General features: G+C 64.7%; 25 protein-coding genes. 8 read left to right on the forward strand and 17 right to left on the reverse strand.

Features of this window, described 5'->3' with window-relative positions:
* Positions 1 to 756: a hydroxypyruvate isomerase family protein gene (locus ACO2Q4_RS12180; RefSeq protein ID WP_311758830.1), complete on the forward strand. Its 756-nt coding sequence runs from the start codon at positions 1 to 3 to the stop codon at positions 754 to 756.
* Here ACO2Q4_RS12180 and ACO2Q4_RS12185 read toward each other — a convergent pair.
* From ACO2Q4_RS12185 to ACO2Q4_RS12200, 4 genes are all read right to left on the reverse strand, one after another.
* A complete protein-coding gene (locus ACO2Q4_RS12185; protein WP_423319535.1) occupies positions 753 to 3,074 on the reverse strand; it encodes an aldehyde dehydrogenase family protein in 2,322 nt (773 codons plus the stop codon). The genes ACO2Q4_RS12180 and ACO2Q4_RS12185 overlap by 4 nt on opposite strands.
* 6 nt (positions 3,075 to 3,080) lie before the next feature.
* A complete protein-coding gene (gene deoC, locus ACO2Q4_RS12190) occupies positions 3,081 to 4,040 on the reverse strand; it encodes a deoxyribose-phosphate aldolase (protein ID WP_423319537.1) in 960 nt (319 codons plus the stop codon).
* Positions 4,041 to 4,106: 66 nt separating this feature from the next.
* Positions 4,107 to 4,766: a DUF1523 family protein gene (locus tag ACO2Q4_RS12195; protein ID WP_311758827.1), complete on the reverse strand. Its 660-nt coding sequence runs from the start codon at positions 4,764 to 4,766 to the stop codon at positions 4,107 to 4,109.
* An 11-nt stretch (positions 4,767 to 4,777) separates the two neighbouring features.
* On the reverse strand, positions 4,778 to 5,059 hold the full coding sequence (locus ACO2Q4_RS12200) for a hypothetical protein (protein ID WP_311758826.1): 282 nt from the start codon (positions 5,057 to 5,059) through the stop codon (positions 4,778 to 4,780).
* A gap of 135 nt (positions 5,060 to 5,194) precedes the next feature.
* Between ACO2Q4_RS12200 and ACO2Q4_RS12205 the strand changes: the two genes are divergently transcribed.
* The 4 genes from ACO2Q4_RS12205 to ACO2Q4_RS12220 all read left to right on the forward strand — a co-directional run bounded on the left by ACO2Q4_RS12205 (position 5,195) and on the right by ACO2Q4_RS12220 (position 9,341).
* Entirely contained in the window at positions 5,195 to 5,488 is a 294-nt protein-coding gene (locus tag ACO2Q4_RS12205; RefSeq protein ID WP_311758825.1) for an FtsB family cell division protein, read from the forward strand.
* A 130-nt stretch (positions 5,489 to 5,618) separates the two neighbouring features.
* Positions 5,619 to 6,650 carry a pyruvate dehydrogenase (acetyl-transferring) E1 component subunit alpha gene (gene pdhA / locus ACO2Q4_RS12210; protein WP_395133688.1) on the forward strand — a complete coding sequence of 344 codons (1,032 nt, stop codon included), beginning with the start codon at positions 5,619 to 5,621 and terminating at the stop codon, positions 6,648 to 6,650.
* A gap of 15 nt (positions 6,651 to 6,665) precedes the next feature.
* The gene (locus ACO2Q4_RS12215) at positions 6,666 to 8,030 is read left to right on the forward strand and encodes a pyruvate dehydrogenase complex E1 component subunit beta (RefSeq protein ID WP_423319540.1); all 1,365 of its coding nucleotides are present in this window, start codon (positions 6,666 to 6,668) and stop codon (positions 8,028 to 8,030) included.
* Between the two features lie 12 nt (positions 8,031 to 8,042).
* Positions 8,043 to 9,341 (forward strand): pyruvate dehydrogenase complex dihydrolipoamide acetyltransferase, encoded by a 1,299-nt coding sequence (locus ACO2Q4_RS12220; protein WP_423319542.1) that lies wholly within the window; start codon positions 8,043 to 8,045, stop codon positions 9,339 to 9,341.
* A gap of 97 nt (positions 9,342 to 9,438) precedes the next feature.
* On the opposite strand, the gene ACO2Q4_RS12225 is transcribed toward ACO2Q4_RS12220, so the two are convergent.
* The 3 genes from ACO2Q4_RS12225 to ACO2Q4_RS12235 form a co-directional block, all read right to left on the reverse strand.
* On the reverse strand, positions 9,439 to 12,495 hold the full coding sequence (locus tag ACO2Q4_RS12225) for an efflux RND transporter permease subunit (RefSeq protein WP_423319544.1): 3,057 nt from the start codon (positions 12,493 to 12,495) through the stop codon (positions 9,439 to 9,441).
* Positions 12,492 to 13,697, reverse strand: a complete 1,206-nt coding sequence (locus ACO2Q4_RS12230; RefSeq protein WP_423319546.1) for an efflux RND transporter periplasmic adaptor subunit — start codon at positions 13,695 to 13,697, stop codon at positions 12,492 to 12,494. Before ACO2Q4_RS12230 ends, ACO2Q4_RS12225 begins: the two co-directional genes overlap by 4 nt.
* Before the next feature lie 74 nt (positions 13,698 to 13,771).
* On the reverse strand, positions 13,772 to 14,551 hold the full coding sequence (locus ACO2Q4_RS12235) for a division plane positioning ATPase MipZ (protein WP_311758819.1): 780 nt from the start codon (positions 14,549 to 14,551) through the stop codon (positions 13,772 to 13,774).
* Positions 14,552 to 14,818: 267 nt separating this feature from the next.
* Here ACO2Q4_RS12235 and ACO2Q4_RS12240 point away from each other — a divergent pair, with 267 nt between their 5' ends.
* Complete coding sequence (locus tag ACO2Q4_RS12240; RefSeq protein WP_311758818.1) at positions 14,819 to 15,067, forward strand: hypothetical protein; 249 nt, start codon at positions 14,819 to 14,821, stop codon at positions 15,065 to 15,067.
* On the forward strand, positions 15,064 to 15,291 hold the full coding sequence (locus tag ACO2Q4_RS12245) for a hypothetical protein (protein WP_311758817.1): 228 nt from the start codon (positions 15,064 to 15,066) through the stop codon (positions 15,289 to 15,291). Before ACO2Q4_RS12240 ends, ACO2Q4_RS12245 begins: the two co-directional genes overlap by 4 nt.
* 127 nt (positions 15,292 to 15,418) lie before the next feature.
* On the opposite strand, the gene rpmE is transcribed toward ACO2Q4_RS12245, so the two are convergent.
* The 10 genes from rpmE to ACO2Q4_RS12295 form a co-directional block, all read right to left on the reverse strand.
* Positions 15,419 to 15,640: a 50S ribosomal protein L31 gene (gene rpmE / locus ACO2Q4_RS12250; protein WP_311758816.1), complete on the reverse strand. Its 222-nt coding sequence runs from the start codon at positions 15,638 to 15,640 to the stop codon at positions 15,419 to 15,421.
* Between the two features lie 11 nt (positions 15,641 to 15,651).
* Complete coding sequence (rplS, locus tag ACO2Q4_RS12255) at positions 15,652 to 16,032, reverse strand: 50S ribosomal protein L19 (protein ID WP_311758815.1); 381 nt, start codon at positions 16,030 to 16,032, stop codon at positions 15,652 to 15,654.
* On the reverse strand, positions 16,029 to 16,904 hold the full coding sequence (trmD, locus tag ACO2Q4_RS12260; protein WP_395133682.1) for a tRNA (guanosine(37)-N1)-methyltransferase TrmD: 876 nt from the start codon (positions 16,902 to 16,904) through the stop codon (positions 16,029 to 16,031). The genes rplS and trmD overlap by 4 nt, the downstream gene beginning before the upstream one ends.
* Positions 16,901 to 17,236 carry a hypothetical protein gene (locus ACO2Q4_RS12265; protein WP_311758813.1) on the reverse strand — a complete coding sequence of 112 codons (336 nt, stop codon included), beginning with the start codon at positions 17,234 to 17,236 and terminating at the stop codon, positions 16,901 to 16,903. Before ACO2Q4_RS12265 ends, trmD begins: the two co-directional genes overlap by 4 nt.
* Positions 17,233 to 17,742 (reverse strand): ribosome maturation factor RimM, encoded by a 510-nt coding sequence (rimM, locus tag ACO2Q4_RS12270; protein ID WP_311758812.1) that lies wholly within the window; start codon positions 17,740 to 17,742, stop codon positions 17,233 to 17,235. The genes ACO2Q4_RS12265 and rimM overlap by 4 nt, the downstream gene beginning before the upstream one ends.
* A gap of 4 nt (positions 17,743 to 17,746) precedes the next feature.
* A complete protein-coding gene (gene rpsP, locus ACO2Q4_RS12275; protein WP_311758811.1) occupies positions 17,747 to 18,112 on the reverse strand; it encodes a 30S ribosomal protein S16 in 366 nt (121 codons plus the stop codon).
* Positions 18,113 to 18,157: 45 nt separating this feature from the next.
* Positions 18,158 to 18,454, reverse strand: a complete 297-nt coding sequence (locus tag ACO2Q4_RS12280; protein ID WP_311758810.1) for a chorismate mutase — start codon at positions 18,452 to 18,454, stop codon at positions 18,158 to 18,160.
* Between the two features lie 57 nt (positions 18,455 to 18,511).
* Positions 18,512 to 19,045: a GNAT family N-acetyltransferase gene (locus tag ACO2Q4_RS12285; protein ID WP_395133679.1), complete on the reverse strand. Its 534-nt coding sequence runs from the start codon at positions 19,043 to 19,045 to the stop codon at positions 18,512 to 18,514.
* Positions 19,045 to 20,541: a signal recognition particle protein gene (gene ffh / locus ACO2Q4_RS12290; RefSeq protein WP_311758808.1), complete on the reverse strand. Its 1,497-nt coding sequence runs from the start codon at positions 20,539 to 20,541 to the stop codon at positions 19,045 to 19,047. Before ffh ends, ACO2Q4_RS12285 begins: the two co-directional genes overlap by 1 nt.
* A 206-nt stretch (positions 20,542 to 20,747) precedes the next feature.
* Positions 20,748 to 21,335, reverse strand: coding sequence for an FMN-dependent NADH-azoreductase (locus ACO2Q4_RS12295; protein ID WP_311758807.1), 588 nt, complete (start codon positions 21,333 to 21,335; stop codon positions 20,748 to 20,750).
* A 97-nt stretch (positions 21,336 to 21,432) separates the two neighbouring features.
* Between ACO2Q4_RS12295 and ACO2Q4_RS12300 the strand changes: the two genes are divergently transcribed.
* Positions 21,433 to 22,281: a LysR family transcriptional regulator gene (locus ACO2Q4_RS12300; protein ID WP_311758806.1), complete on the forward strand. Its 849-nt coding sequence runs from the start codon at positions 21,433 to 21,435 to the stop codon at positions 22,279 to 22,281.
* Positions 22,282 to 22,306 lie beyond the last annotated feature (25 nt).

The following is a 22,306-nucleotide window of genomic DNA, read 5'->3' on the forward strand; positions in this document are numbered from 1 at the left end:
ATGGCCCGCTTTGCCGCGAACCTGACCTATCTGTTCACCGAATTGCCCATGCAGCAGCGATTCGCCGCTGCCCGGCGCGCCGGCTTCGACGGGATCGAGATCCTGTTTCCCTATGATCTGCCCAGCGACGATCTGGTCCAGGGCGCCGAATCGGCGGGGCTGGATTTTGTGCTTCTGAACACCCCGCCCCCGAACTGGTCCGGGGGACCACGGGGCTTTGCCGCGACGCCCGGAAACGAGGCGCGCTTCCGCAGCGATTTCGATCGCGCCGTCCAATTGGCGACGGCGCTGAAGGTCCGGCATGTCCATGTCATGGCCGGACGCGCGCAGGGCAGCGCCGCGCGCCGGACCCTGGTCGAGAACCTGACATGGGCCGCGAACCGCGCCCCCCATCTCAGCCTGACGATCGAGCCGATCAATACCAGCGACCATCCCGGCTATTATCTGAACAGCTTCGATCTTGCCGCCGAGATCCTGACCGAGGTCGGCGCCCCGAACCTGGGCCTGCAATTCGACGCCTATCAGGCCCAGATGATCCACGGCCGTTTGCTGTCGCTGTGGGAGCGCTTCGCCCCCCTGACGCGGCATGTGCAGGTCGCTGGCTGGCCCGGCCGTCACGAACCCAGCGCGGGCGAGATCGATTTCTCGCGCTTCTTCCGCGCGGTCGAGGCCAGCAACTACGACGGCTGGATCGGCGCGGAATACACCCCGCTCGCCTCGACCGAGATGGGCGTGGACTGGCTGCGCTCGGCCTAATAGGCCGAGTTGCCGGTACCGGCCGGAAGCGCCCCGTAAGGCAGCCAGATCGTCTTGGCCCGGCTCGCCGCCCGCAGGAAGCGGCGACCCTGCGCGTCCTCCGAACCCCAGTCGGAAACAGCGGGCGACCAGACGGGGATCAGCGTCTCGGCCGCAGCGCGTTCTACGGCGGGATTGGATTCAGGCTGCCAGATCGCGTTCACCCCGTCATGCGCGGCCAGCGCTTCGGCCAGCGCGTTGCGAGGGCCGGTAACGATATTGACCACCCCGCCCGGAACGTCCGAACAGGCCAGCACCTGCGCGAGGGTCAGCGCCGCCATGGGTCGCTCCTGAGAGGGCACGACGATGGTCGCATTCCCCATCGCGATGGCGGGAAGCAGCAGGGACATCAGCCCTGCAAAGGGCGCGTTCTCGGGCGCGATGATGCCCATCACGCCCTGCGGTTCCGGCTGGACAAGGGTCAGCAGCCCACCCTTGGCGGATACGGTCTGACCATCGTACTTGTCCGCGAAGCCCGCATAAAAGAAGCAGCGCCGGATCGCGGTCTCGACCTCGGCATCCGAGGCGAAGCGCGCGAACTCGGTTCGCCTCAGCGCAAGGTTCTCGGCCATGAAATACAGCACCTGCGCCCGACCGTGCCCGCCCAGCGCCTGCCATTTCCCAATGGCGCCCTGCGCGGCTTCGACGGCATTGCGGATGTCCTTGCGCCCGCCCAGCGGGATCAGCTCTCCCTGCGCGGCATAGCTTGCCCCGCCGTCGGGACGCTTCTGTGCGCCGCCAATATACAGCTTGACGGTGCGGTCAATCTCTCCGGACCCGACCTCGACGGGGTTCGGTGGGCGGGGTGCCGCGCCCTTGCCTGCGGGACGGGACTGCGGCGCGGCCAGATAATCCAGCATCCCTTCGCGCCCGCCTTCGCGGCCATAACCGCTGTCGCGGACCCCGCCAAAAGGCGCCGCCGCATCGAACAGGTTTGCGCAGTTGATCCAGACCACCCCCGCCCTGATCCGCGCGGCAAGATCGGTCGCCACGGTCGCGCTTTCCGACCAGACCGAGGCCGCCAACCCATAGGCGGTGTTATTCGCAAGCTCGATCGCCTCATCGGGCGTGCGAAAGGTCGAAAGTGTGGCGATGGGACCGAAAATTTCCTTCCGCATTCCCGGATTGGCGGGCGCAATTCGTCGCAAATAGCCCGGTGCGATAAAGCAGCCGCTACCTTCCTGCCCGCCGACCAGTTCGGCGCCTGCCGCCTGCGCCTCGGCCAGGATTTCAAGGATGCGCTGCTTTTGCACCGGATCGACGATCGCGCCGATATCGGTCGATTTGTCCAGCGGAGGTCCGACGCGCAGCTTTTCCATCCTGCGGCGCAGCAGCGTTTCGAACCGCTCGGCTATGGCCTCGGCGACCAGGATGCGGGAGCCGGCGCAGCAGACCTGACCCTGGTTGAACCAGATCGAATCGACGACGCCTTCGACTGCCGCGTCCAGATCGGCATCCGCCATGACGACAAAGGGCGACTTGCCGCCCAGTTCCAATGTCAGCCTCTTGCCCGTTCCCGCAAGCGCACGGGCAATGCCGCGCCCGACCTCGGTCGAGCCGGTGAAGGCGATCTTGTCGACGGGCGCCTGCACCAGCGCGGCACCGGTTGCGCCATCGCCCGTAACGATGTTCAGGACGCCGGGTGGCAGACCGACCTCGGCGCAGATCTCGGCAAAGGCCAGCGCGGTCAGCGGCGTGTATTCGGCGGGCTTCAGGACCACGGTATTGCCTGCGGCAAGCGCGGGCGCGATCTTCCATGCCAGCATCAGCAGCGGAAAGTTCCACGGGATGATCTGGCCGCAGACGCCAAGAGGGGCATGGCCCGGAAACTCGGTTGTCGCGATCTCGGCCCAACCGGCATGGTGATAGAAGTGGCGCACGACCAGCGGGATGTCGATGTCGCGGCTTTCCCGGATCGGCTTGCCGTTGTCCAGCGTCTCAAGCACGGCCAGAAACCGCTCTCGCTTCTGGACGGTCCGGGCGATTGCGTAAAGGAAACGCGCGCGGTCATGGCCAGAGGTCGCGGCCCAACCCGGCGCTGCGCGGCGCGCGGCACGCACGGCCCGCGCGATGTCTTCTTCGCTGCCCTGCGAGACCTGCGCCAGGTCCTGCCCCGTCGCAGGATCGCGGGTCGCAAATGTCTTGGCCGGCTTCGTGAACTTGCCGTCGATGAAATGGCCAAGGCTGCCCTGCCGGGCCAGCCATTCGCGAACGGCCGAGGCATCCTCGGTCGCGGGGCCGTATTCCATGCTTTCCATGATCTCGCCTACGCTTGGCATCTTCGCTTATCCTGCCGCCAGACGGTGCGAGGCGGCATAGCGCCCCGTCACGTGATGGGAAATCTGCCGCTCGATATCCCCCAGAAGAGAGGACGCGCCGATGCGGAACAGGTTGGGGCGCAGCCAGTCGCGGCCCAGCTCCTCGACCATCAGCACCTGCCAGTTCAGCGCGTCCTTGGCCGTCCGAAGCCCGCCCGCGGGCTTGAACCCGACCGCGAAGCCGGTCTGGTCGCGATAATCGCGAATGGCGCGCAGCATGGTCAGGCTGACAGGCAGCGTGGCATTTACGGGCTCTTTCCCGGTCGAGGTCTTGATGAAATCGGAACCGGCCTGCATCGCGACATGGCTGGCCTTCGCGACGTTCTCCAGTGTCTTCAGCTCTCCGGTCGCAAGGATCGACTTCATCAGCGCGCCGCCACAGGCCTCGCGCATGGCGCAAAGCTCATCGTAAAGCGCGGACCAGTCACCCTGCAGGACATGGGCGCGACTGATGACGATGTCGATTTCGTCCGCGCCCTGGTCCAGCGCATAGCGGATCTCGGCCAAGCGAAGCTCCAGGGGCATCAGACCCGCGGGAAAGCCGGTGGCGACGGATGCCACCGGGACGCCCGAGCCATCCAGTGCACGCTTGGCCGCGGAAACCATCGTGGGATAGACGCAGACGGCACCGGTGGTCAGCCCGTCGATCCCCAAGGCTGAAAGCTGCCCGGCATCGATCGGCTGCCGCGCCTTGGCGCAAAGCCGCGCGACCCGGTCGGAGGTGTCATCACCCGACAGCGTGGTCAGGTCGATGCAGCGAACGGCGTTCAGCAGCCATGCCGCCTGCCATTCCTTCTTCAGGCTGCGCCTTTGGGGCAGGCTGGCTGCGCGACGCTCGCTTGCGGGCGTGTTGACGCGGATGGTCTCGAACCATTCCCGATGCAGGGCGGTGCCGGGATTTCGGCGTCCGGGTGCTTCGTCTTTCATGCGTCCCCCTTTTCGTGGACCCCGGCAAGCTAGTCGTCGCCGCTCGCTGCGGCAAGCGGTCAGCGGTCAGCGGCCGCGCAGCCCGCGCCACCAGCGCCCGACCCGCCCCGCCGCGCGATCCCGCGCAGCGTCAGCACGCGCGTCGATGCGGTCCCAGGTTTCATCCGCCGAACGCAGGGCCGGATCGATGCTGCGTTCGCGGAACTGATTCCACATCCGCCAGATCATGAACAGGAACAGCCCCATCACCAGCAGGATGATGACCGCGGGCCAGTTGAAGGGCCTGACGTCCGGCCCCGCGACCGGTCGGACCGCGATCGCGTTGGGATAGATCGACAGCCACGACACCCGCCACCCGTACGAGGTGATGCTGACCCATTCCGGCGCGGCCGAGCTTGACTTCAGGTCGGTCGCCTTGGCGTGCAGGTTCGAACTGTCGTATTTGAAATAGGGCGGCCAGATCCAGCCGGTATCCTCGTTGCGATAGACATAGGGCTTGCCGTTGGGGCGCACCGTATCGATGAACCGCACGTCGCGCTGGCCCTGCGCGTTCTGGATCGTGCCGGTATCTGCCGCGGCATAGAAGATCGAGTTCGCCCCGATTTCGGTCAGGCGGTTATAGGTATTGGTGATCCGAACCGTCTGCTTGGAAGGCAGTGAATAATCCAGGAACAGAAAGACGGTGACGCCGAAAAGCACACCCAGAAAAGTCAGAAACCAGCGCATCGGCGCCCCCTTCAGTCATAGTTCACCAGGATCACGATCATCACGATCACGACCAGCGGAAGGACCAGCACCAATCCGACCAGTCGCGCGCGAAGGGTCTTCCCGAAACCGACCATGGAACGGCGGACGAACTCGCGCCGCGGGGCCGAGTTCCCTGCCGCCGACGGGTGACGCCTGTCCCATTCCTTTTCAAGCGCCTCGCGCCTCGTGCTGCGGATATAGATCGAAAGAAGGACATAGAAGATCAGTTCGATGACAAGCACCAGCCCGATCAGTCGCAAGAGGGCAATCATGGTCTTTCCCGAAGGCTCTGGTCGCTGGGCATGCCCCATGGAAAGACCGCGCGCAGGATCTGTCAATGACCCGCCTTTGGGATTCCCACCCGCCGCATGCTGTGGCATCATCCCGAAAAACGAGGAAACGCCTTGATGTCCGAACGCCTTTCGATCAGCGCCCTGGTCTTTTTCGTCGTGATGGCCCTGATGGGCACTTATTTCGCCTTTGCCGCGGTTCAGGGGCCGTCGGGGGTCCTCAGGCGGGAACAGATCAAGGCCGACACGCGCGAACTTGTCGCGCAGCGCGACCGGCTTCAGGCGGATGTCGACCGGATGCGGAACCTGACCCATCGCCTTTCGGACGATTACCTGGATATCGACCTGCTGGACGAACGGGCGCGGGACGTTCTGGGGTATCTGCGACCGGAAGAAATCATCATCCGCTGATCGTCCGGCAGGCAACCGGGCGCGGTCTGGCGCCGGAACCCGCGTGGCGGCAGATCGCAGGTTTACTTTCCCCGGAACTCCGTCCTAGAAGTAGTTTAACGCTGAACTATTCCTGCGCCGAGGAGGACCCATGGTCAAAAAGCCCACAGCTACGGAGAGCGCGTCCAACGTTTCCAAGGACGAGCTGCTGAAATACTACCGCGACATGCTGCTGATCCGCCGATTCGAGGAGAAGGCGGGCCAGCTTTACGGCATGGGCCTGATCGGGGGCTTCTGCCACCTGTATATCGGCCAGGAAGCCGTCGTCGTCGGCCTTGAGTCCGTGACGAAGGAAGGTGACAAGCGCATCACGTCCTATCGCGACCACGGCCACATGCTGGCCTGCGGCATGAGCGCGAACGGCGTCATGGCCGAGCTGACCGGACGCGAGGGGGGCTACTCCAAGGGCAAGGGCGGCTCGATGCACATGTTCAGCCGCGAGAAGCACTTCTACGGCGGCCACGGCATCGTCGCAGCGCAGGTGCCGCTGGGTGCGGGCTTGGCTTTCGCCGACAAGTATCTGGGCAATGACAACGTGACCTTCACCTATTTCGGTGACGGCGCGGCGAACCAGGGCCAGGTCTATGAAACCTACAACATGGCCGAACTCTGGAGCCTGCCGGTCGTTTTCGTGATCGAGAACAACCAGTATGCGATGGGCACCTCGGTCAAGCGCTCGACCCGCTCGACCACGCTGTTCGGCCGCGGCGCCGCGTTCGGCATCCAGGGCGAGCAAGTCGATGGCATGGACGTCCTGGCAGTCCGTGCTGCCGGTGAAAAGGCCGTCGCCCACTGCCGTGCGGGCAAGGGCCCCTATATCCTTGAGGTCATGACCTATCGCTATCGCGGTCACTCGATGTCGGACCCGGCGAAATACAGGACCCGCGAAGAAGTCCAGAAGATGCGCGACGAACGCGACGCCATCGAGCATGTCCGCGACCTGCTGCTGACCGGAAAGCACGCGACCGAGGAAGACCTGAAGGCGATCGACAAGGAAATCAAGGATATCGTCAACGAATCCGCCGAGTTCGCCAAGGAAAGCCCCGAGCCGGCGCTGGAGGAACTCTGGACCGATATCTATGCCGATGACCTGCCCCAGGGCGTGGTCAAGCAGAACGCCTGAGCGGGAGAAGACCATATGGCAACCGAGATTCTGATGCCCGCCCTGTCGCCGACCATGGAGGAAGGCACGCTGGCGAAATGGCTGAAAAAGGAAGGCGACGAGGTCAAGGCCGGTGACATCATCGCCGAGATCGAGACCGACAAGGCCACGATGGAGTTCGAGGCCGTCGACGAAGGCATCCTGGGCAAGATCCTGATCGCAGAAGGCGAACAGGGCGTGAAGGTCAACACCCCGATCGCCGTGCTGGTGGCCGAAGGCGAAAGCGCCGACGACATTAAGGTCGAAGCGCCCAAGGCCGAAGCCGCGCTCGCCGCCGCCAAGGCCGAGGCTCCTGCCGCCGCAAGCGTCCCCGCCGCGCCGAAAACCGACCGCTCGCCCGACTGGCCGGAAGGCACCAAGATGAAGACCATGACCGTGCGGGAAGCCCTGCGCGAAGCCATGGAAGAGGAAATGAACCGCGACGAGACCGTCTTCCTGATGGGCGAGGAAGTCGGGGAATACCAGGGCGCCTACAAGATCTCGCAGGGGTTGCTGGACAAGTTCGGTCCGCGCCGCGTGGTCGATACCCCGATCTCGGAAATCGGCTTTGCCGGCATCGGCACCGGCGCCGCCATGGCCGGTCTGCGCCCGATCGTCGAATTCATGACGTTCAACTTTGCCATGCAGGCGATCGACCATATCATCAACTCGGCCGCGAAGACGCTTTACATGTCCGGCGGCCAGATGGGCTGCTCGATCGTGTTCCGCGGCCCGAACGGCGCCGCTGCCCGCGTCGGCGCTCAGCACAGCCAGGACTATGCCGCATGGTATGCGCAGATCCCCGGCCTGAAAGTGGTGATGCCCTATTCCGCGGCCGATGCGAAAGGCCTGCTCAAACAGGCGATCCGCGACCCGAACCCGGTCATCTTCCTTGAGAACGAGATCATGTACGGCCGCAGCTTCGAGGTTCCCGACCTTGAAGACTTCACCATCCCCTTCGGCAAGGCGCGCATCGCCCGCGAAGGTAAGGATGTCACGCTGGTCAGCTTCGGCATCGGCATGACCCACGCGCTCGACGCGGCCGAGAAACTGGCCGCAGAAGGCATCGACGCCGAGGTGATCGACCTGCGCACCCTGCGCCCGCTTGACTATGGCACCATCATCGAATCGGTGAAGAAGACCAACCGTCTTGTCACCGTCGAGGAAGGCTTCCCGGTCGGCGCGATCGGCAACCACATCTCGGCCTACGTCATGGAAAACGCCTTCGATTATCTCGATGCGCCGGTCATCAACTGCACCGGCAAGGACGTGCCCATGCCCTATGCCGCGAATCTTGAAAAGCACGCGCTCATCACCACGGCCGAGGTGGTCGAGGCGGTGAAAAAAGTCACCTACCGCTAAGGGAAACGCGAGATGCCGACAGAAATCCTGATGCCTGCGCTTTCCCCCACCATGGAGGAAGGCACGCTGGCCAAATGGCTGGTGAAGGAAGGCGACGAGGTGAAAGCGGGCGACGTCATCGCCGAGATCGAAACCGACAAGGCCACGATGGAGTTCGAGGCCGTTGACGAAGGTCGCGTGGGCAAGATCCTGATCGCCGAGGGCAGCGCCGGGGTCAAGGTGAACACCCCCATCGCCGTGCTGCTGGAAGAAGGCGAATCCGCGGCGGACATCGGTGCGGCCTCCGCCCCGAAAGCCGCGGCCACGACCGAAGCTCCCAAGGCCGAGGCGGCCCCGGCACCTGCCGCCGCCAGCGCCCCTGCCCCCGCCGCCGCGAAGGCAGCGGATGGCGGCCGCATCTTCGCCTCGCCGCTTGCGCGCCGGATCGCCGCCGAGAAAGGCATCGACCTGGCCACCCTGACCGGTTCGGGCCCGCGCGGCCGGATCGTCAAGGCAGACCTGGAAGGGGCAAAGCCCGGCGCGGCGAAACCCGCAGCCGAGGCTCCGCGCGCCGCTGCCGCTCCGGCTGCGACCGCACCTGCCGGCCCGTCGGCGGAAACCATCCTCAAGATGTATGCCGACCGCGAGACGACCGAGGTTCAGTTGGATGGCATGCGCCGTACCATCGCCGCACGCCTCAGCGAAGCCAAGCAGACCATCCCGCATTTCTATCTGCGCCGCTCGGCCAAGCTGGACGCGCTGATGGAATTCCGTGCCTTGCTGAACAAGCAGCTGGAATCGCGGGGCGTGAAGCTGTCGGTCAACGACTTCATCATCAAGGCCTCGGCCCTGGCGCTGCAGGAAGTTCCCGACGCCAATGCCGTCTGGGCAGGCGACCGCATCCTGAAGCTGAAGCCCTCGGACGTGGCCGTCGCCGTCGCGATCGAAGGTGGCCTGTTCACCCCGGTCCTCAAGGATGCGCAGCAAAAGACGCTGTCCACTCTTTCGGCCGAGATGAAAGACCTGGCCAGCCGCGCCAAGTCGAAGAAGCTGGCCCCGCATGAATATCAGGGTGGCAGCTTCGCCATCTCGAACCTCGGCATGTTCGGGATCGAGAATTTCGACGCGGTCATCAATCCGCCGCATGGCGCGATCCTGGCGGTCGGCGCAGGCATCCAGACCCCCGTGGTCGAGAATGGCGAAATCGTCATCCGCAATGTCATGTCGATGACGCTGTCGGTGGACCATCGCGTGATCGACGGGGCATTGGGCGCCCAGTTGCTGGAAAAGATCGTCAGCCATCTGGAAAACCCGATGGGCATGCTGGCCTGATCCGACCCGGATCGCCACGACGACCAAGGGGCCCTCGCGGGCCCCTTTACTGTTTCAAGATACCCGAGAGGTCCAGGGGCAGCGCCCCGGTCCTGCGTCACTCGCCCGGCATGTCCGGTGCCGAGTTGAGCCCGATCCGGCGCCCCAGCCACCCCCCGATCCGGCTTTGACCGCCGTGGATCACCGAGAACAGCGACGGCACGAACAACAGGGACAGCAGCGTCGACAGAAGCAGCCCGCCAATCACGGCAATGGCCATGGGGGCGCTGAACTCTGCACCCTCTCCCGTGCCCATGGCCGAGGGCACCATGCCTGCGGTCATCGCGATGGTGGTCATGACGATCGGCCGCGCGCGCTTGTGAACCGCATCCAGAATGGCCGCACGCTTCGGCGTTCCGCGATCCATGGCGGACAATGCGAATTCGATCAGCATGATCGCGTTCTTGGTCACGATCCCCATCAGCATCAGGAAGCCGATCACCACCGCCATGCTGATCGAGTTTCCGGTCAGGAACAGCGCCAGAATCGCGCCCCCGATGGCCAGCGGCAGCGACATCAGGATCGAGACCGGAGTGACGAAATTGTGGAACAGCAGCACCAGCACGACATAGGTCAGCATGACGCCCGACACCATCGCGACGGCGAAAGCCTCGAAGACTTCGCCCATGATCTCGGCATCGCCCGAGGGATTGATCTCCGTGCCCGGCGGCAATTCGATCTGCTGCTGCAACTGGGCCACTTGCTGGTTGACCGGACCCAGCAGCGCGCCCTCGGCCAGGTTGGCCGAGACCGTGGTGCGATAGCGCCGATCATAGCGCCCGATCTCGGTCGCACCCGCCGAGATAGCTATGTCGGCCACCGCCTCCAGCGGAACCTGCCCGGCAGAACTGGGCACGCGCAGGTCACGCACGGTCATCAGGTCGTGGCGCGCACCTTCGTTCAGGCGCACCATGATCGGGATCTGCTCCTCGCCGGTGTTGAACTTGGCAAGGTTCGACTCGGTATCGCCCAATGTTGCGATGCGCAGCGTGGTCGCCAGCGCGCTTGCGGTCACGCCAAGCTCGGCCGCGACGGCATCGCGGGGATGGATCTGGATCTCGGGCCGCTGAAGTGCCGCCGATGAGGTCACGTCCTCAAGTGTCGGCAGGCCCTTCATCGCAGCCATCAGGCGTTCCGCCGCCTCGGCCGCGCCCTGTTCGGTCGTGCCCAGAACCGAAATCTCGAAATCGTTGGTCCCCGCCTCGTTCAGGAAGTTCAGGCGCATGTCGGGGAACTCGGACAAGTCGCGCTTCAGCACATCCTCGATCTCGAAGCTTGAACGCTTGCGTTCCTTCTTGGGGCCGTAATTGACCAGAACGCGCGCATCGGTCACCTGCCCGTCGCCGCCATTGACGAAGACCGAGCGGACCTCTGGCTCCTGCATGATCCGTTCCGAGATGCGCCGCGTCGCTTCGGATGTCTGCGCGATCGTCGATCCTGGCGGCAACTCCACCGAAACCTGGCTGCGTCCGACATCCTGCGCGGGCACGAACTCGGTCGGCAGCAGCGTCGCCGAAAAGATCGAGCCGGCAAAGACCCCCAGCCCCAGCAGCAGTGTCAGCCCGCGATGCCGCAGGGTCCAGCCCAGGATGCGCATCAGGAAACGCAGCATCGCTCCGTCGCGCCCTTCCGCGATATGGGTATTGTCGCGCAGGATATAGGCCGCCAGCATCGGCGTAATCAGCCGCGCCACAAGAAGCGAGAACAGGACCGATACCGCCACGGTCAGCCCGAACTGCTTGAAATACTGACCGGCAATGCCACTCATGAAGCTGACCGGCGCAAAGACCGCGACGATCGAGAAGCTGATCGCGATCACGGTCAGGCCGATCTCGTTCGCGGCCTCCATGCTCGCCTCATAGGCGGGGACGCCCATGTTGATATGTCGGACGATGTTCTCGATCTCGACGATGGCGTCGTCGACAAGGATGCCGGTTACCAGCGTGATCGCCAGCAGGCTCACCCCATTCAGCGTGAAGCCCAGCAAATGCATGACGAAGAATGTCGGGATGATCGACAGCGGCAGGGCCACCGCCGCGATCAGCGTGGCGCGCCAGTTGCGCAGGAACAGGAAGACCACGATCACCGCAAGCGCCGCGCCCTCGTAGAGCGTGTCCATGGCCGAGTGATAGCTGGCCGCCGTATGCGTGGTTGCGTCGTCGATCAGATCGATCCGGGTGCCGGGATTGCGGGCCATGATCTCGGCGATGCGTGCCTTGGTGCCGTCGCCCGCGACAAGGTCGGATTCACCGCTGGCACGAAAGACGCCGAAGGCCACGACAGGCTGGCCGTTCAGCAACGCGAATTTTCGTTCTTCGCTGGGACCATCGGTTACGCTGCCCAGCTGGTCCAGCCGTACCGTCCGGCCCTGCCCGATCAGGATCGGGGTCGCCGCCAGTCGCGCGACATCGGGGGCCGATCCCAGCGCGCGGATCGAGTATTCGGTCCCGCCCAGATTGCCCCGACCGCCGCCAAGATCGATGTTCTTGGTCCGCAGTTGGTCCGAGATTTCGGCCGCCGTCAGCCCGAACGCCTGCATCCGCGCCGGGTCCAGATCGACGTTGATCTGCCGTTCGGCCCCACCGATGCGCGTGATGCTGGCGACGCCCCTGACAGTCGACAGGTCGCGTTCCACAACGTCGTCGACGAATTTCGACAGCTCCTCAATCGACTTGCCGGGATCGCTGACGGCATAGGTCAGGATCGCCATGCCGCTGATGTCGATGCGCTGGACCAGTGGTTCAAGGATCGAGTCGGGCAGGTCCGATCGCACGTTCGAGACCGCGTCCTTGACGTCGTTTACCGCGCGGTCGGTATCCGTCTCAAGCTCGAACTCGACGGTGATGACGGCCGAACTGTCGGTCGCGGTCGAGCTGATATGCCGCACCCCGGTGATGGACGAGATCGAATCCTCGATCGGCTGGATTACCTGCCGCGTCAGTTCCGACGGAGCGGCGCCGGGCTGCGAGACCGTGACGCTGACCAGCGGCAGGTCGATATTCGGCATCGCGGTGACGGCAAGCTTGCTGAAGCTGTAAAGCCCGATCAGAAGCAGGACCAGAAAGACCGCAATCGGTGGAACCGGACGGCGGATGGACCAGGTGGCGAAATTCATGGCGCGGCTTCGGCAAGGTCGCCGTCCTGCTGCGCGGGCCGGGTACGAACCCGGTCACCAGCCCGGAAGAAGGCCCCGGCACGGGCGATGACTTCTTCCCCCGGCTCCAACCCCTCGACCACCTCGCGCTGGCCCTGCCAGACGATGCCGGCCTTGACCGGGCGGGTTTCGACGACGCCGTCGCGCACGACCTGCACACGCTCGCCCTCATCATCGGCAAGAATGGCTGTCGTGGGCACAGTGATGGCCTGGCGGCGGTCGGTGATGACCCAGCCGCTGGCGAACAATCCGATGCGCAAGCGGGGATCGGAGGCAAGCGAGATGCGGGCCTGACCCAGTCGCGTGACGGGATCGACAGCAGCGGGCACCAGCCTGACCTTGCCTTCGACCGGGACGATGCCGGCCAGCATGACTTCGACCGGATCACCTTGCTTGATCTGCATCAGCGCGGTTTCAATCACGTCGGCGGCAAGTTCAATTTCCCCGCGCGCGATCATGGTGAAAAGCGCGTCACCACCCGTGCCGGAAATCGTCCCCATCTCGGCCGTGCGTCCGACGACCACGCCATCAACCGGCGCCTTGACGCGCGAACGGTCAAGGTCAAGCCGCGCGATATGGCGCGCGGCATCGGCCTGCGCCAATTGTGCCTGCGCGACACCCAGCCCGTCCGACGCCGAAGCCGTCGCCGCGCGGGCTGCGGCTTCGGTCGCCACCGCGTCGTCCAGCGCGGCCTGCGCGGCGCTGCCGCTTTTGCGCAGGCTTTGCGTGCGATCCAGCGCAAGCTGGGCCTGTCGCATTGTTGCTTCCGCGCTGACGATCTGGCTTTGCGCCTGGCTGACAGCGGCCACAGCGCGCTGATGTTCGGCATCCGCCTGCGCAAGCTGCGCGGCCAGCGTTTCGTCATCCAGGACGGCCAGCACGTCCCCCGCCTTCACCGTGTCGCCGACCTCGGCCAGCACTTCGCGGATCTTGTGTCCGGCGACGTTGGCGTGCACCTGCACCGGCTCTCGTCCCACCAGCGATCCCGTGACGGGCACCCGCGCTTCGATCGTGGCGACGGCGGCCTGCGCGGTGGTGACCACCGGCACCTCCTGGGCGACGGTCGCCGCATCGGCCTCTTGCGCCGGCACGGGCTGCGCCAGCGACAGGGCCATGCCAAGACCGGCCCAAAGGGCGGCGATGCACCTGCGACTTGCTGACATCGTCGAAATTTCCTCCCGGCACGTGCCGCAGAGATAGGCATGACCTGCCGCGGCAACAATGGTTCGAAGGGGACTTAGAACGATACGGAAACGCCGGGAAGCCGCAATTCCGTGAACAGGTCGCGAAGCTCCTGCCGGGCGGCGATGTTGGACATGCTCAGCTGATCGGTGCCGATGTCCTTCAGGTCCAGCAGCGTCAATCCGCGCGGGAACAGTTCGCGAAAGATCACCCGCTCGGAAAAGCCCGGCGCGACCCGGAATCCGATTCGCCGCGACAAGGTTTCAAGGGCACCGCCGACCTTGCGCTTGTTGTGCATCTGCTGCGTTCCCAGTCGGTTGCGCAGGACCAGCCAGTCGATGGGGCCCGCCCCCGCCTCGCCCCGCATCTGGCGCGCGCCCCAGACCATCTCGGCATAGATCGAGGGGCCAAGAACCTTTCCGTCAGGCGACATCCGCGCCAGCAGGTCGAAATCGATGAAGCTGTCATTCATCGGGGTGATAAGCGTATCGGCCAGCGAATGCGCCATCTGGCTTAGCCGGGTGTGCGAGCCGGGGCAGTCAAGCAGGATGAAATCGCAGACCGTCTCAAGTCCCGCGATGGCGTGGGACAAGGGATCGGTGCCGTGGATCTCGGGTTCCAGCAGGCCCAGCATCGGCGTCGGCAAGTCCATCCCTTCGCGCGACAGGAAATGGATGCGGTTTTCAAGATAGCGGGCGAAGCTGCGCTGGCGCACGTCAAGGTCCAGTGCCCCGACCCTGTGCCCCATCCGCGCCAGCGCCGTCGCGACATGCATCGAGGTGGTGGATTTGCCCGAACCGCCCTTTTCGTTCCCGACGACGATGATATGCGCCACGAATCCCCCTGCCAGACCACGTCACTGCGGCTGAGAATAGGAGGCGCATCCCGACTTGAAAAGCGTGGGCTGGGAACGAAACCCGACAGCAGCGGCGACCTGAAATCCGCGCATACTGCGCATCGGGCATCGGCAACACGCTGGAAACGTGACGTTTTAAAAGACGACGAAGCCGGTAGAGTTTTTCTTGCAAAAGACGATCATCTATGTCGTAATAAACCTTGCCAGCAAATGCGCTGCGCGGCTGTGTCACGAAAGGAGCCAAAGATGACGATGTTGAACCATCTGTCGGCTTTCGCCGATCGCGCGATCCGGGCGACGGTGCCCGCCTCGCCCAGCTATGCCGTGTCGCTGATCGATCGCTGTTCGGGCCGGCCGCACATGATCTCGGGGATCCCTCTGGTCCTGATCTCGCGCGAGCCGGTCGAAACCTCGCGCGAACTGATGCGCAATCGCGACCCGTCGCGCTGGGACACATTCATCGAACGCATGGACGAAAAGGGGAACCGCCAATGATCCGCTTCAGACTTGCCGCTGTCGGCCGCGCCGTCACCCCCTTGCAACGCTATGCCACGATCGCGCTTTCCGCGCATCAAAGCGTGCAGGGCCCGGTGCTGCGCCGTTACCACGACGGGCGCGTGATGATCGACACCGGCAGTGGCCCCGTGACCGGCAGGCCGCTGGGCGCGGGTCAGGTCAATGCCCCGGTCTGGTCGCCGCTTTTCGCAGGCATGATCTGACCTTCAACCGGTCACTCCGGGCGCCTCCCTCCGGCTTTCGGACAGGCCCACCGTTTCGAAAGCCCGGCCCGGAAAGAGAAACGCCGCCCGAAAGGGCGGCGTTTCCAATTCAGCGCGACGGCAGGGATCAGAAGCCCAGACCGGCGTATTTGTTTTTGAACTTCGACACGCGACCACCGGTGTCCATCAGTTTGGCCGAGCCGCCGGTCCATGCCGGGTGCACGGTCGGGTCGATGTCCAGCGACATGACGTCGCCTTCCTTGCCCCAGGTCGAGCGAACGGCATAGATGGTGCCATCGATCATCTTGACTTCGATCAGGTGGTAGTCGGGATGGATGTCTGCTTTCATGGCGCGTCTCCTCAGGCCTTGGCGTCGGCTTTGGGCTTGTAGTTGGTGACCTCGGCGATACGAGCCGATTTACCGCGACGATCACGCAGGTAGTACAGCTTGGCGCGACGAACGCGGCCACGGCGGACGACGGTGATCGAATCGACGTTGGTCGAATACAGCGGGAAGACGCGCTCGACGCCTTCGCCGAACGAGATCTTGCGCACGGTGAAGGACGCGCCGATGCCGCCGCCCTTGCGCGAGATCACGACGCCTTCGTACATCTGGACGCGCGAACGCGTGCCTTCGGTGACTTTATAGCCGACACGAACGGTGTCGCCGGCCTTGAAGTCCGGAATTTCCTTGCCGAGCGCAGCGATCTGCTCGGCTTCGAGTTGGGCGATCAGGTTCATCGCTTTTGATCCTCTGGTTGCTCGCGGTAAGTCCGCGATTGGTCTGATGCGCCCGAGAGCTGTCGGTCCTTTGTCGGGTCCATACGGGTTTCCTCGTATGCCCGCCACAGGTCGGGGCGGCGTTCCTTGGTCAGCCTTTCGGCCATGTCGCGTCGCCATGTGGCAATAGCCGCGTGATTGCCGGATAGAAGAACATCCGGGATCGCGCGGCCTTCCCACTGGGCGGGCTTCGTATACTGCGGATGTTCAAGCAGGCCGTCGGAAAAGGATTCCTCGGCCAGAGAGTCCTGATTCCCCAGCACGCGCGGTATAAGGCGAACCGTCGCGTCGATCAAGACCTGAGCTGCAAGCTCTCCTCCGGTCAGGACATAGTCCCCGATGCTGATCTCTTCGACCCCGTGCGCGTCCAGCACGCGCTGGTCGACGCCTTCGAACCGGCCGCAGATCAGCGTCATGCCGGGACCGTTCGCCAGCTCGCGCGCACGGGCCTGGGTAAAAGGCTTTCCGCGCGGCGAAAGATAGATGACGGGAAGCTGCCCGCCTGCCTCGCGCAGCGCCGCGTCCATCACATCGGCGCGGATCACCATCCCCGCGCCGCCGCCTGCGGGCGTGTCATCGACATTGCGGTGCTTGCCGATGCCAAAGGGGCGCAGGTCGGTGGTGCGCAGGTTCCACAGCCCCTCGGCCAGCGCACGCCCCGTCAGGGACAGGCCCAGAATGCCGGGGAACGCCTCGGGGAACAGCGTCACGATCTGCGCGGTCCAGGCGCCGCGCACCTGTGGTTCGGCCATCAGGTCGCGCGGTTGCAGGCTCGGCTGGATCGACAGGCGGCCATGCGATTTCGAACCCGAGGATTTGGGTTGCTCGCTCATGCCTTGCGCAGTCGCAGAAGGTTGGCGGCGGCGGCCAGAAGCGCGCCTGCGACGGTGCTGCCGACCGGCGCATTCGCGGGCAGGATCTTCGGCTGGAACAACCCGCCAAGATACCAGGCCCCCAGCGCAATCGCGCCGCAGATCAGGATGCCCTGCACCATCACGCGCGGGCTGGGCGAAAGGTTGCGCCCGGCAAGGGCCGGGATCACCCCGGCCAGCATCACCGGTGCAAAGACATAGGCGTTCGGGTTTTCGGCCCCACTCAGCCCCTGCAGGAAGGGGCCGGTCAGCATCAGAAGCACGGCCAGGACGAACAGGGCACGATACATCATTCGTCCTGCTCCTCTTCGGGCGGATCGGCGATGAGGCGACCGGCCGCGATGTCCACGGTCGGCACAAAGGCGCGGGTAAAGGGCAGAAGCAACGCCTGGTTCCGACCCGGACCAAAGATTTCAAGGATGTCGCCCGCGCCGTGGTCATAGACCGCGCGGACCTTGCCGATCAGGACGCCACCCGCGTCATAGACGCTCAGGCCGATCAGGTCGGTGTGATAGAATTCGTCATCCGGCAAAGCCGGCAGCTTTTCGCGGTCGGCCCAAAGGGTGACGCCCTTCAATGCCTCGGCATCGTCACGTGTCTCGACGCCCGAAAGCCGGGCGCCAAGCCCGCCCGTCACCGGCCGCGTCAGCCGCACGGTGAACGAGCGCTTGCCATCCTCGGACCAGAGCGGACCATAGGCGGCGATATCGTTGGGCTCCGAGGTGAAGCTTTTCAGCCGCACCTCACCCCGGACGCCAAAGGCGCCCGCGATCGCGCCGACACAGATCCGCTCGGTCATCGGATTATTCCGAAGCGGCTTCTTCGGCGGGGGCAGCGGCGCGCGCGGCCTTCTTCTCGGCGCGCTCTTTCGCGGCCTTGCCCGGCTCGCCTTTTTTCAGGTTCTTGCGCTCGGCTTTCTCTTTCACGCCGGCAGCTTCCAGGAAGCGGGCGACGCGGTCGGTCGGCTGGGCGCCTTGCGACAGCCAGTACTGGACGCGCTCGACATCCATCTTGATGCGGTCTTCCGAGTCCTTGGCGAGCAGCGGGTTATAGGTGCCCAGCTTCTCAAGGAAGCGGCCATCACGCGGCATGCGCGAGTCGGTCGCGACGATGGCGTAGTGCGGACGTTTCTTCGAGCCACCACGGGCCAGGCGGATCTTCATAGCCATTGAGATTTCTCCTTTGAAATGGCGGGATTGCGGGGAAACCCCGCGTCAGGATTGAAAGGTTTCGTGGTGCCGGATCACTTCGGCAATCACGAAGTTCAGGAATTTGCGCGCGAATTCCGGGTCGAGATCGGCCTCGCGCGCGAGGCGTTCCAACCGCTCGATCTGCTGCGACTCGCGCGCGGGATCGGACGGAGGAAGGTCGTGTTCGGCCTTGAGGCGGCCGACGGATTGGGTGTGCTTGAACCGCTCGGCCAGCGTATAGACAAGAATCGCGTCCAGCCTGTCGATGCTGGCGCGGTGCTCTTTCAAAAGGTTCGCGGCGCGGGCGATGGCGTCAGTCATTCAGGTCTCCGGGCTGGGTGCGCAGCGTGCACTTGGCGATGCGTGTCGTGATCATGCTCAGGCGGTTCCCATCGGATGACGGAACACGACGCAGGGTGTGCCGCGGATCACGGTTTCCGATTCCGGCGCGGCGCCCATCCGCTCGGCCAGACGGCGCGAGCGCAGGTTCCCATGCGCGATAAGCGAGATCAGCGGCCCAAGACCCATTGCGCCATAGGCATGCTCGCGCGCGGCAAGCGCGGCTTCGTAGGCGATGCCCTTGCCCTCGAAACCATCATAGAGATGCCAGCCGAGTTCCGGCTCGGGCCAGTCGATGTTGTGGCCGATGCCAGTCCGGCCAGCGACCTGCCCCGTCGCCTTGTCTTCGATCATCCACCAGCCGTAGCCCCGGATGATCCAATGGCCGATCATGCCGGTCAGGATCGACCAGCTTTGCCACGGGGGAACCGGTCCGCCCACGAAATGGGAACGCTCGGACAGGCCGAAAGCGGTGATTGCCTCAAGATCGGTGAACCGCGGCGCGCGCAGGATCAGGCGATCGGTCTCGATCACCGGAACATCCACATGCATGGTTTCGATCCCGTGGCGCATCACTTCTTCCCGAACAGCCCGGAAAGCCCGCCGGGCAGGTTCAGACCGCCAAGTTGGCCGCCAAGGCCCTTGGAATCCTGCAGCATCTTGGTCGCCTCGGCCATCTGCGCGGGATCGACATTGGCCATGTCGGGCAGCCCGCCGCCCTTGCCCGCCATCGCGCGCATGGCCTGCTTCAGCATGCCGCCCTTGCCCATCTTGCCCAGCTTCTTCATCGTGTCGGCCATCTGCTTCTGCATCTTCAGAAGCTTGTTCAGCTCGGACACGTCCATGCCCGCCCCGGCCGCGATCCGCCTTTTGCGGCTGGCCTGCAGCATGTCGGGATTGGCCCGCTCTTTCTTGGTCATCGAGTTGATCAGTGCGACCTGACGCTTCAGCGCCTTGTCGTCCAGACCCGCGGCCTCGGCCTGCTTGGCCATCTTGCCCATGCCCGGCATCATGCCCATGATGGACTGCATCCCGCCCATCTTCATCATCTGCTCAAGCTGGTTCTTCAGGTCGTTCATGTTGAACAGACCCTTCTGGAAGCGCTTCATCATGCGCTCGGCCTGTTCGACCTCCAGCACTTCCTGCGCCTTCTCGACCAGCGCGACGATGTCGCCCATGCCAAGGATGCGGCCCGCGATCCGATGCGCGTCGAAGACCTCGATCGCGTCCATCTTTTCGCCAAGGCCGACGAAACGGATCGGCTTGCCGGTCACGGCCCGCATCGACAGCGCCGCACCGCCGCGACCGTCGCCATCCATCCGGGTCAGGACGACGCCGGAAATGCCGACCTTGCCGTCGAATTCGGTGGCGACGTTGACGGCGTCCTGACCCGTCAGGCCGTCAACGACCAGCAGGGTTTCGCGCGGGTTTGCCACGTCACGAACCGCTTGGACCTCGTCCATCAGGACCTGATCGATATGCAGGCGGCCGGCGGTATCAAGCATGTAGACGTCATAGCCGCCCAGCGTCGCCTGCTGCTTGGCGCGCTTGGCGATCTGGACCGCGTTTTCGCCCGGCACGATCGGCAGGGTGTCGACACCGATCTGCTGGCCAAGGATGGCCAGCTGCTCCATCGCGGCGGGACGGTTGGTGTCAAGCGAGGCCATCAACACCCGCTTCTTCTCACGGTCCTTCAGGCGTTTCGCCAGCTTCGCGGTCGTCGTGGTCTTGCCCGAACCCTGCAGGCCGACCATCAGGATCGGCGCCGGGGGGCTATCGATGCGCAATGCGTCCGGCGCATCCTCGCCCTGCAGGACCTTGATCAGCTCGTCATGGACGATCTTCACGACCTGCTGGCCGGGCGTCACCGATTTCGTGACCGCCGCGCCCGTGGCCTTTCCGGTCACCGCCTTGACGAAGCTGCGCGCCACCGGCAGCGACACGTCCGCTTCAAGCAGCGCGACGCGCACTTCGCGCATCGCGGCGGCGACGTCATCCTCGGACAGCGCGCCCTGCTTGGTCAGCCGGTCGAAGACGCCGCCAAGGCGGTCGGACAGGTTTTCAAACATCGGCGGCCTCCATAGGTCGGTTTCCGTGCGCCCCGCGAAACGGGACATGATAAGCAGTAACGCCCCCGTGGGCGCAACGCGCTGACGGGGGGCGATCCCCGCCCAGCGGGGACCGGAAGGGCTGTCCTTCCGGGAATTCGGCGATCAAATACGAAAAAACGGCCTCCGAGTCAACGAAGGCCGTTTCTTTCCGGCAAATGACGGAATCAGGCGGCGATCTTGTCCAGCGCTTCCTGCGCACGGGCAAGGCCGGCTTCGCGGTCAAAGGCCAGACGGTCGGCCGGAACGAACTCGACATCGGTGATGCCGATGAAGCCCAGGATATGACGGATATAGCCCGAAGCGAAGTCCACATCCGAACCGAAGGGCGTGCCCGCCGCCGCATAGGCGATGATGGCGCGCTTGCCCGTCAGCAGGCCTTCCGGACCTTCGGCGGTATAGCGGAAGCTGACACCGGCACGGGCGATCTGGTCGAACCAGTTCTTCAACTGCGCAGTCAGCGTGAAGTTATAGATGGGCAGGCCGATCACCAGCACGTCCGCGGCCTGCACTTCGGCCAGATACGCGTTCGAGGTGTCGATCAGGGCCTGCTGCTCGGCCGTCGGGTTTTCCGGCGACAGGCGGACGGCCTGGAACCAGTCGTTGTCGATCGCGGGCACGCCTTCGGCCAGGTCACGATAGGTGACGGTGGCATCGGCGCGCTCGGCTTTCAGCTTGGCGACGATCTCGGCCGTCAGTTGACGCGAGACCGAAGCATCGCCGGTGATCGCGCTGTCAATATGGAGGATGTTCATCTGCGGTCTCCGCTAAATCTGTTTCGGGATTGAATTAGGTCTTTGCGCAGATGAACAAAAGGGCGATATTTGCGCAGTGACTGTGCGCAGGTGCACAATGGAAACGGAAAGCTGGGACGATATCCGCGCCGCATTGGCGGTCGCGCGTTGCGGTACTGTCAGCGGTGCGGCACATCTTCTGGATGTACATCACGCGACGGTCATCCGCCGTATCGACGCGCTTGAGGCGCGGCTGGGCGCCCGGCTGTTCCAGCGCCACTCGCGCGGCTATTCCCTGACCGAGGCCGGGCGGCTGCTGCTTGATGCCGCCTCGGCCGCCGAGGCGCGCTTTGCCCAGATGGCCGCACGCATCACAGGAACCGGCGACCGGATCGAGGGCGAGATCACCGTGACATCCCTGATGGGGCTGTCAGAACTGGTCATGCCGCGGCTGGTCCCGCTTTTGCGTCAGCATCCGGGACTGCGGTTGAACTATACCACCGACACGCGACTGTTCCGTCTGGATGCTGGCGAAGCGCATGTCGCGATCCGCGCGGGCGCCAAGCCGGTCGAACCAGATTATGTCGTCAGCCCCTGGGTCCGCGTGCCCGAGACACTCTATGGATCGGCCGACTACCTGCGCCAGCATGGCCCGGTCGAGGATCTGAGCACACATCGCTTCGTCCTGCCCGGCGCGGAGTCGCGGCCCGCACCGCATATGCGCTGGTTGGCCGAACAGCTGCCCCAGGCCAGCGTCGTCATGGCCAGCAATGACAGCAGCGCCCGGCTTGAGGCGATCCGCGCCGGTCTGGGTCTGGGTTGGCTTTTGCCTGCCGACGCGGGCGAGATGATCGCTGTCATGTCGCTGCCGGAATGGGAATCGCAGCTTTGGCTGGTCAGCCATGTCGATCTGCACCGTTCCCCGAAGGTCCAGGCGGTCCTGCGCGCCCTGCGCGAGACCGGCTAGCGTGGTCGCCCAAGGGGGCTTGTAT

This window comes from Paracoccus sp. KR1-242 (genome assembly GCF_049446195.1).
In the GTDB taxonomy this organism is placed as follows: Bacteria; Pseudomonadota; Alphaproteobacteria; order Rhodobacterales; family Rhodobacteraceae; genus Paracoccus; species Paracoccus broussonetiae.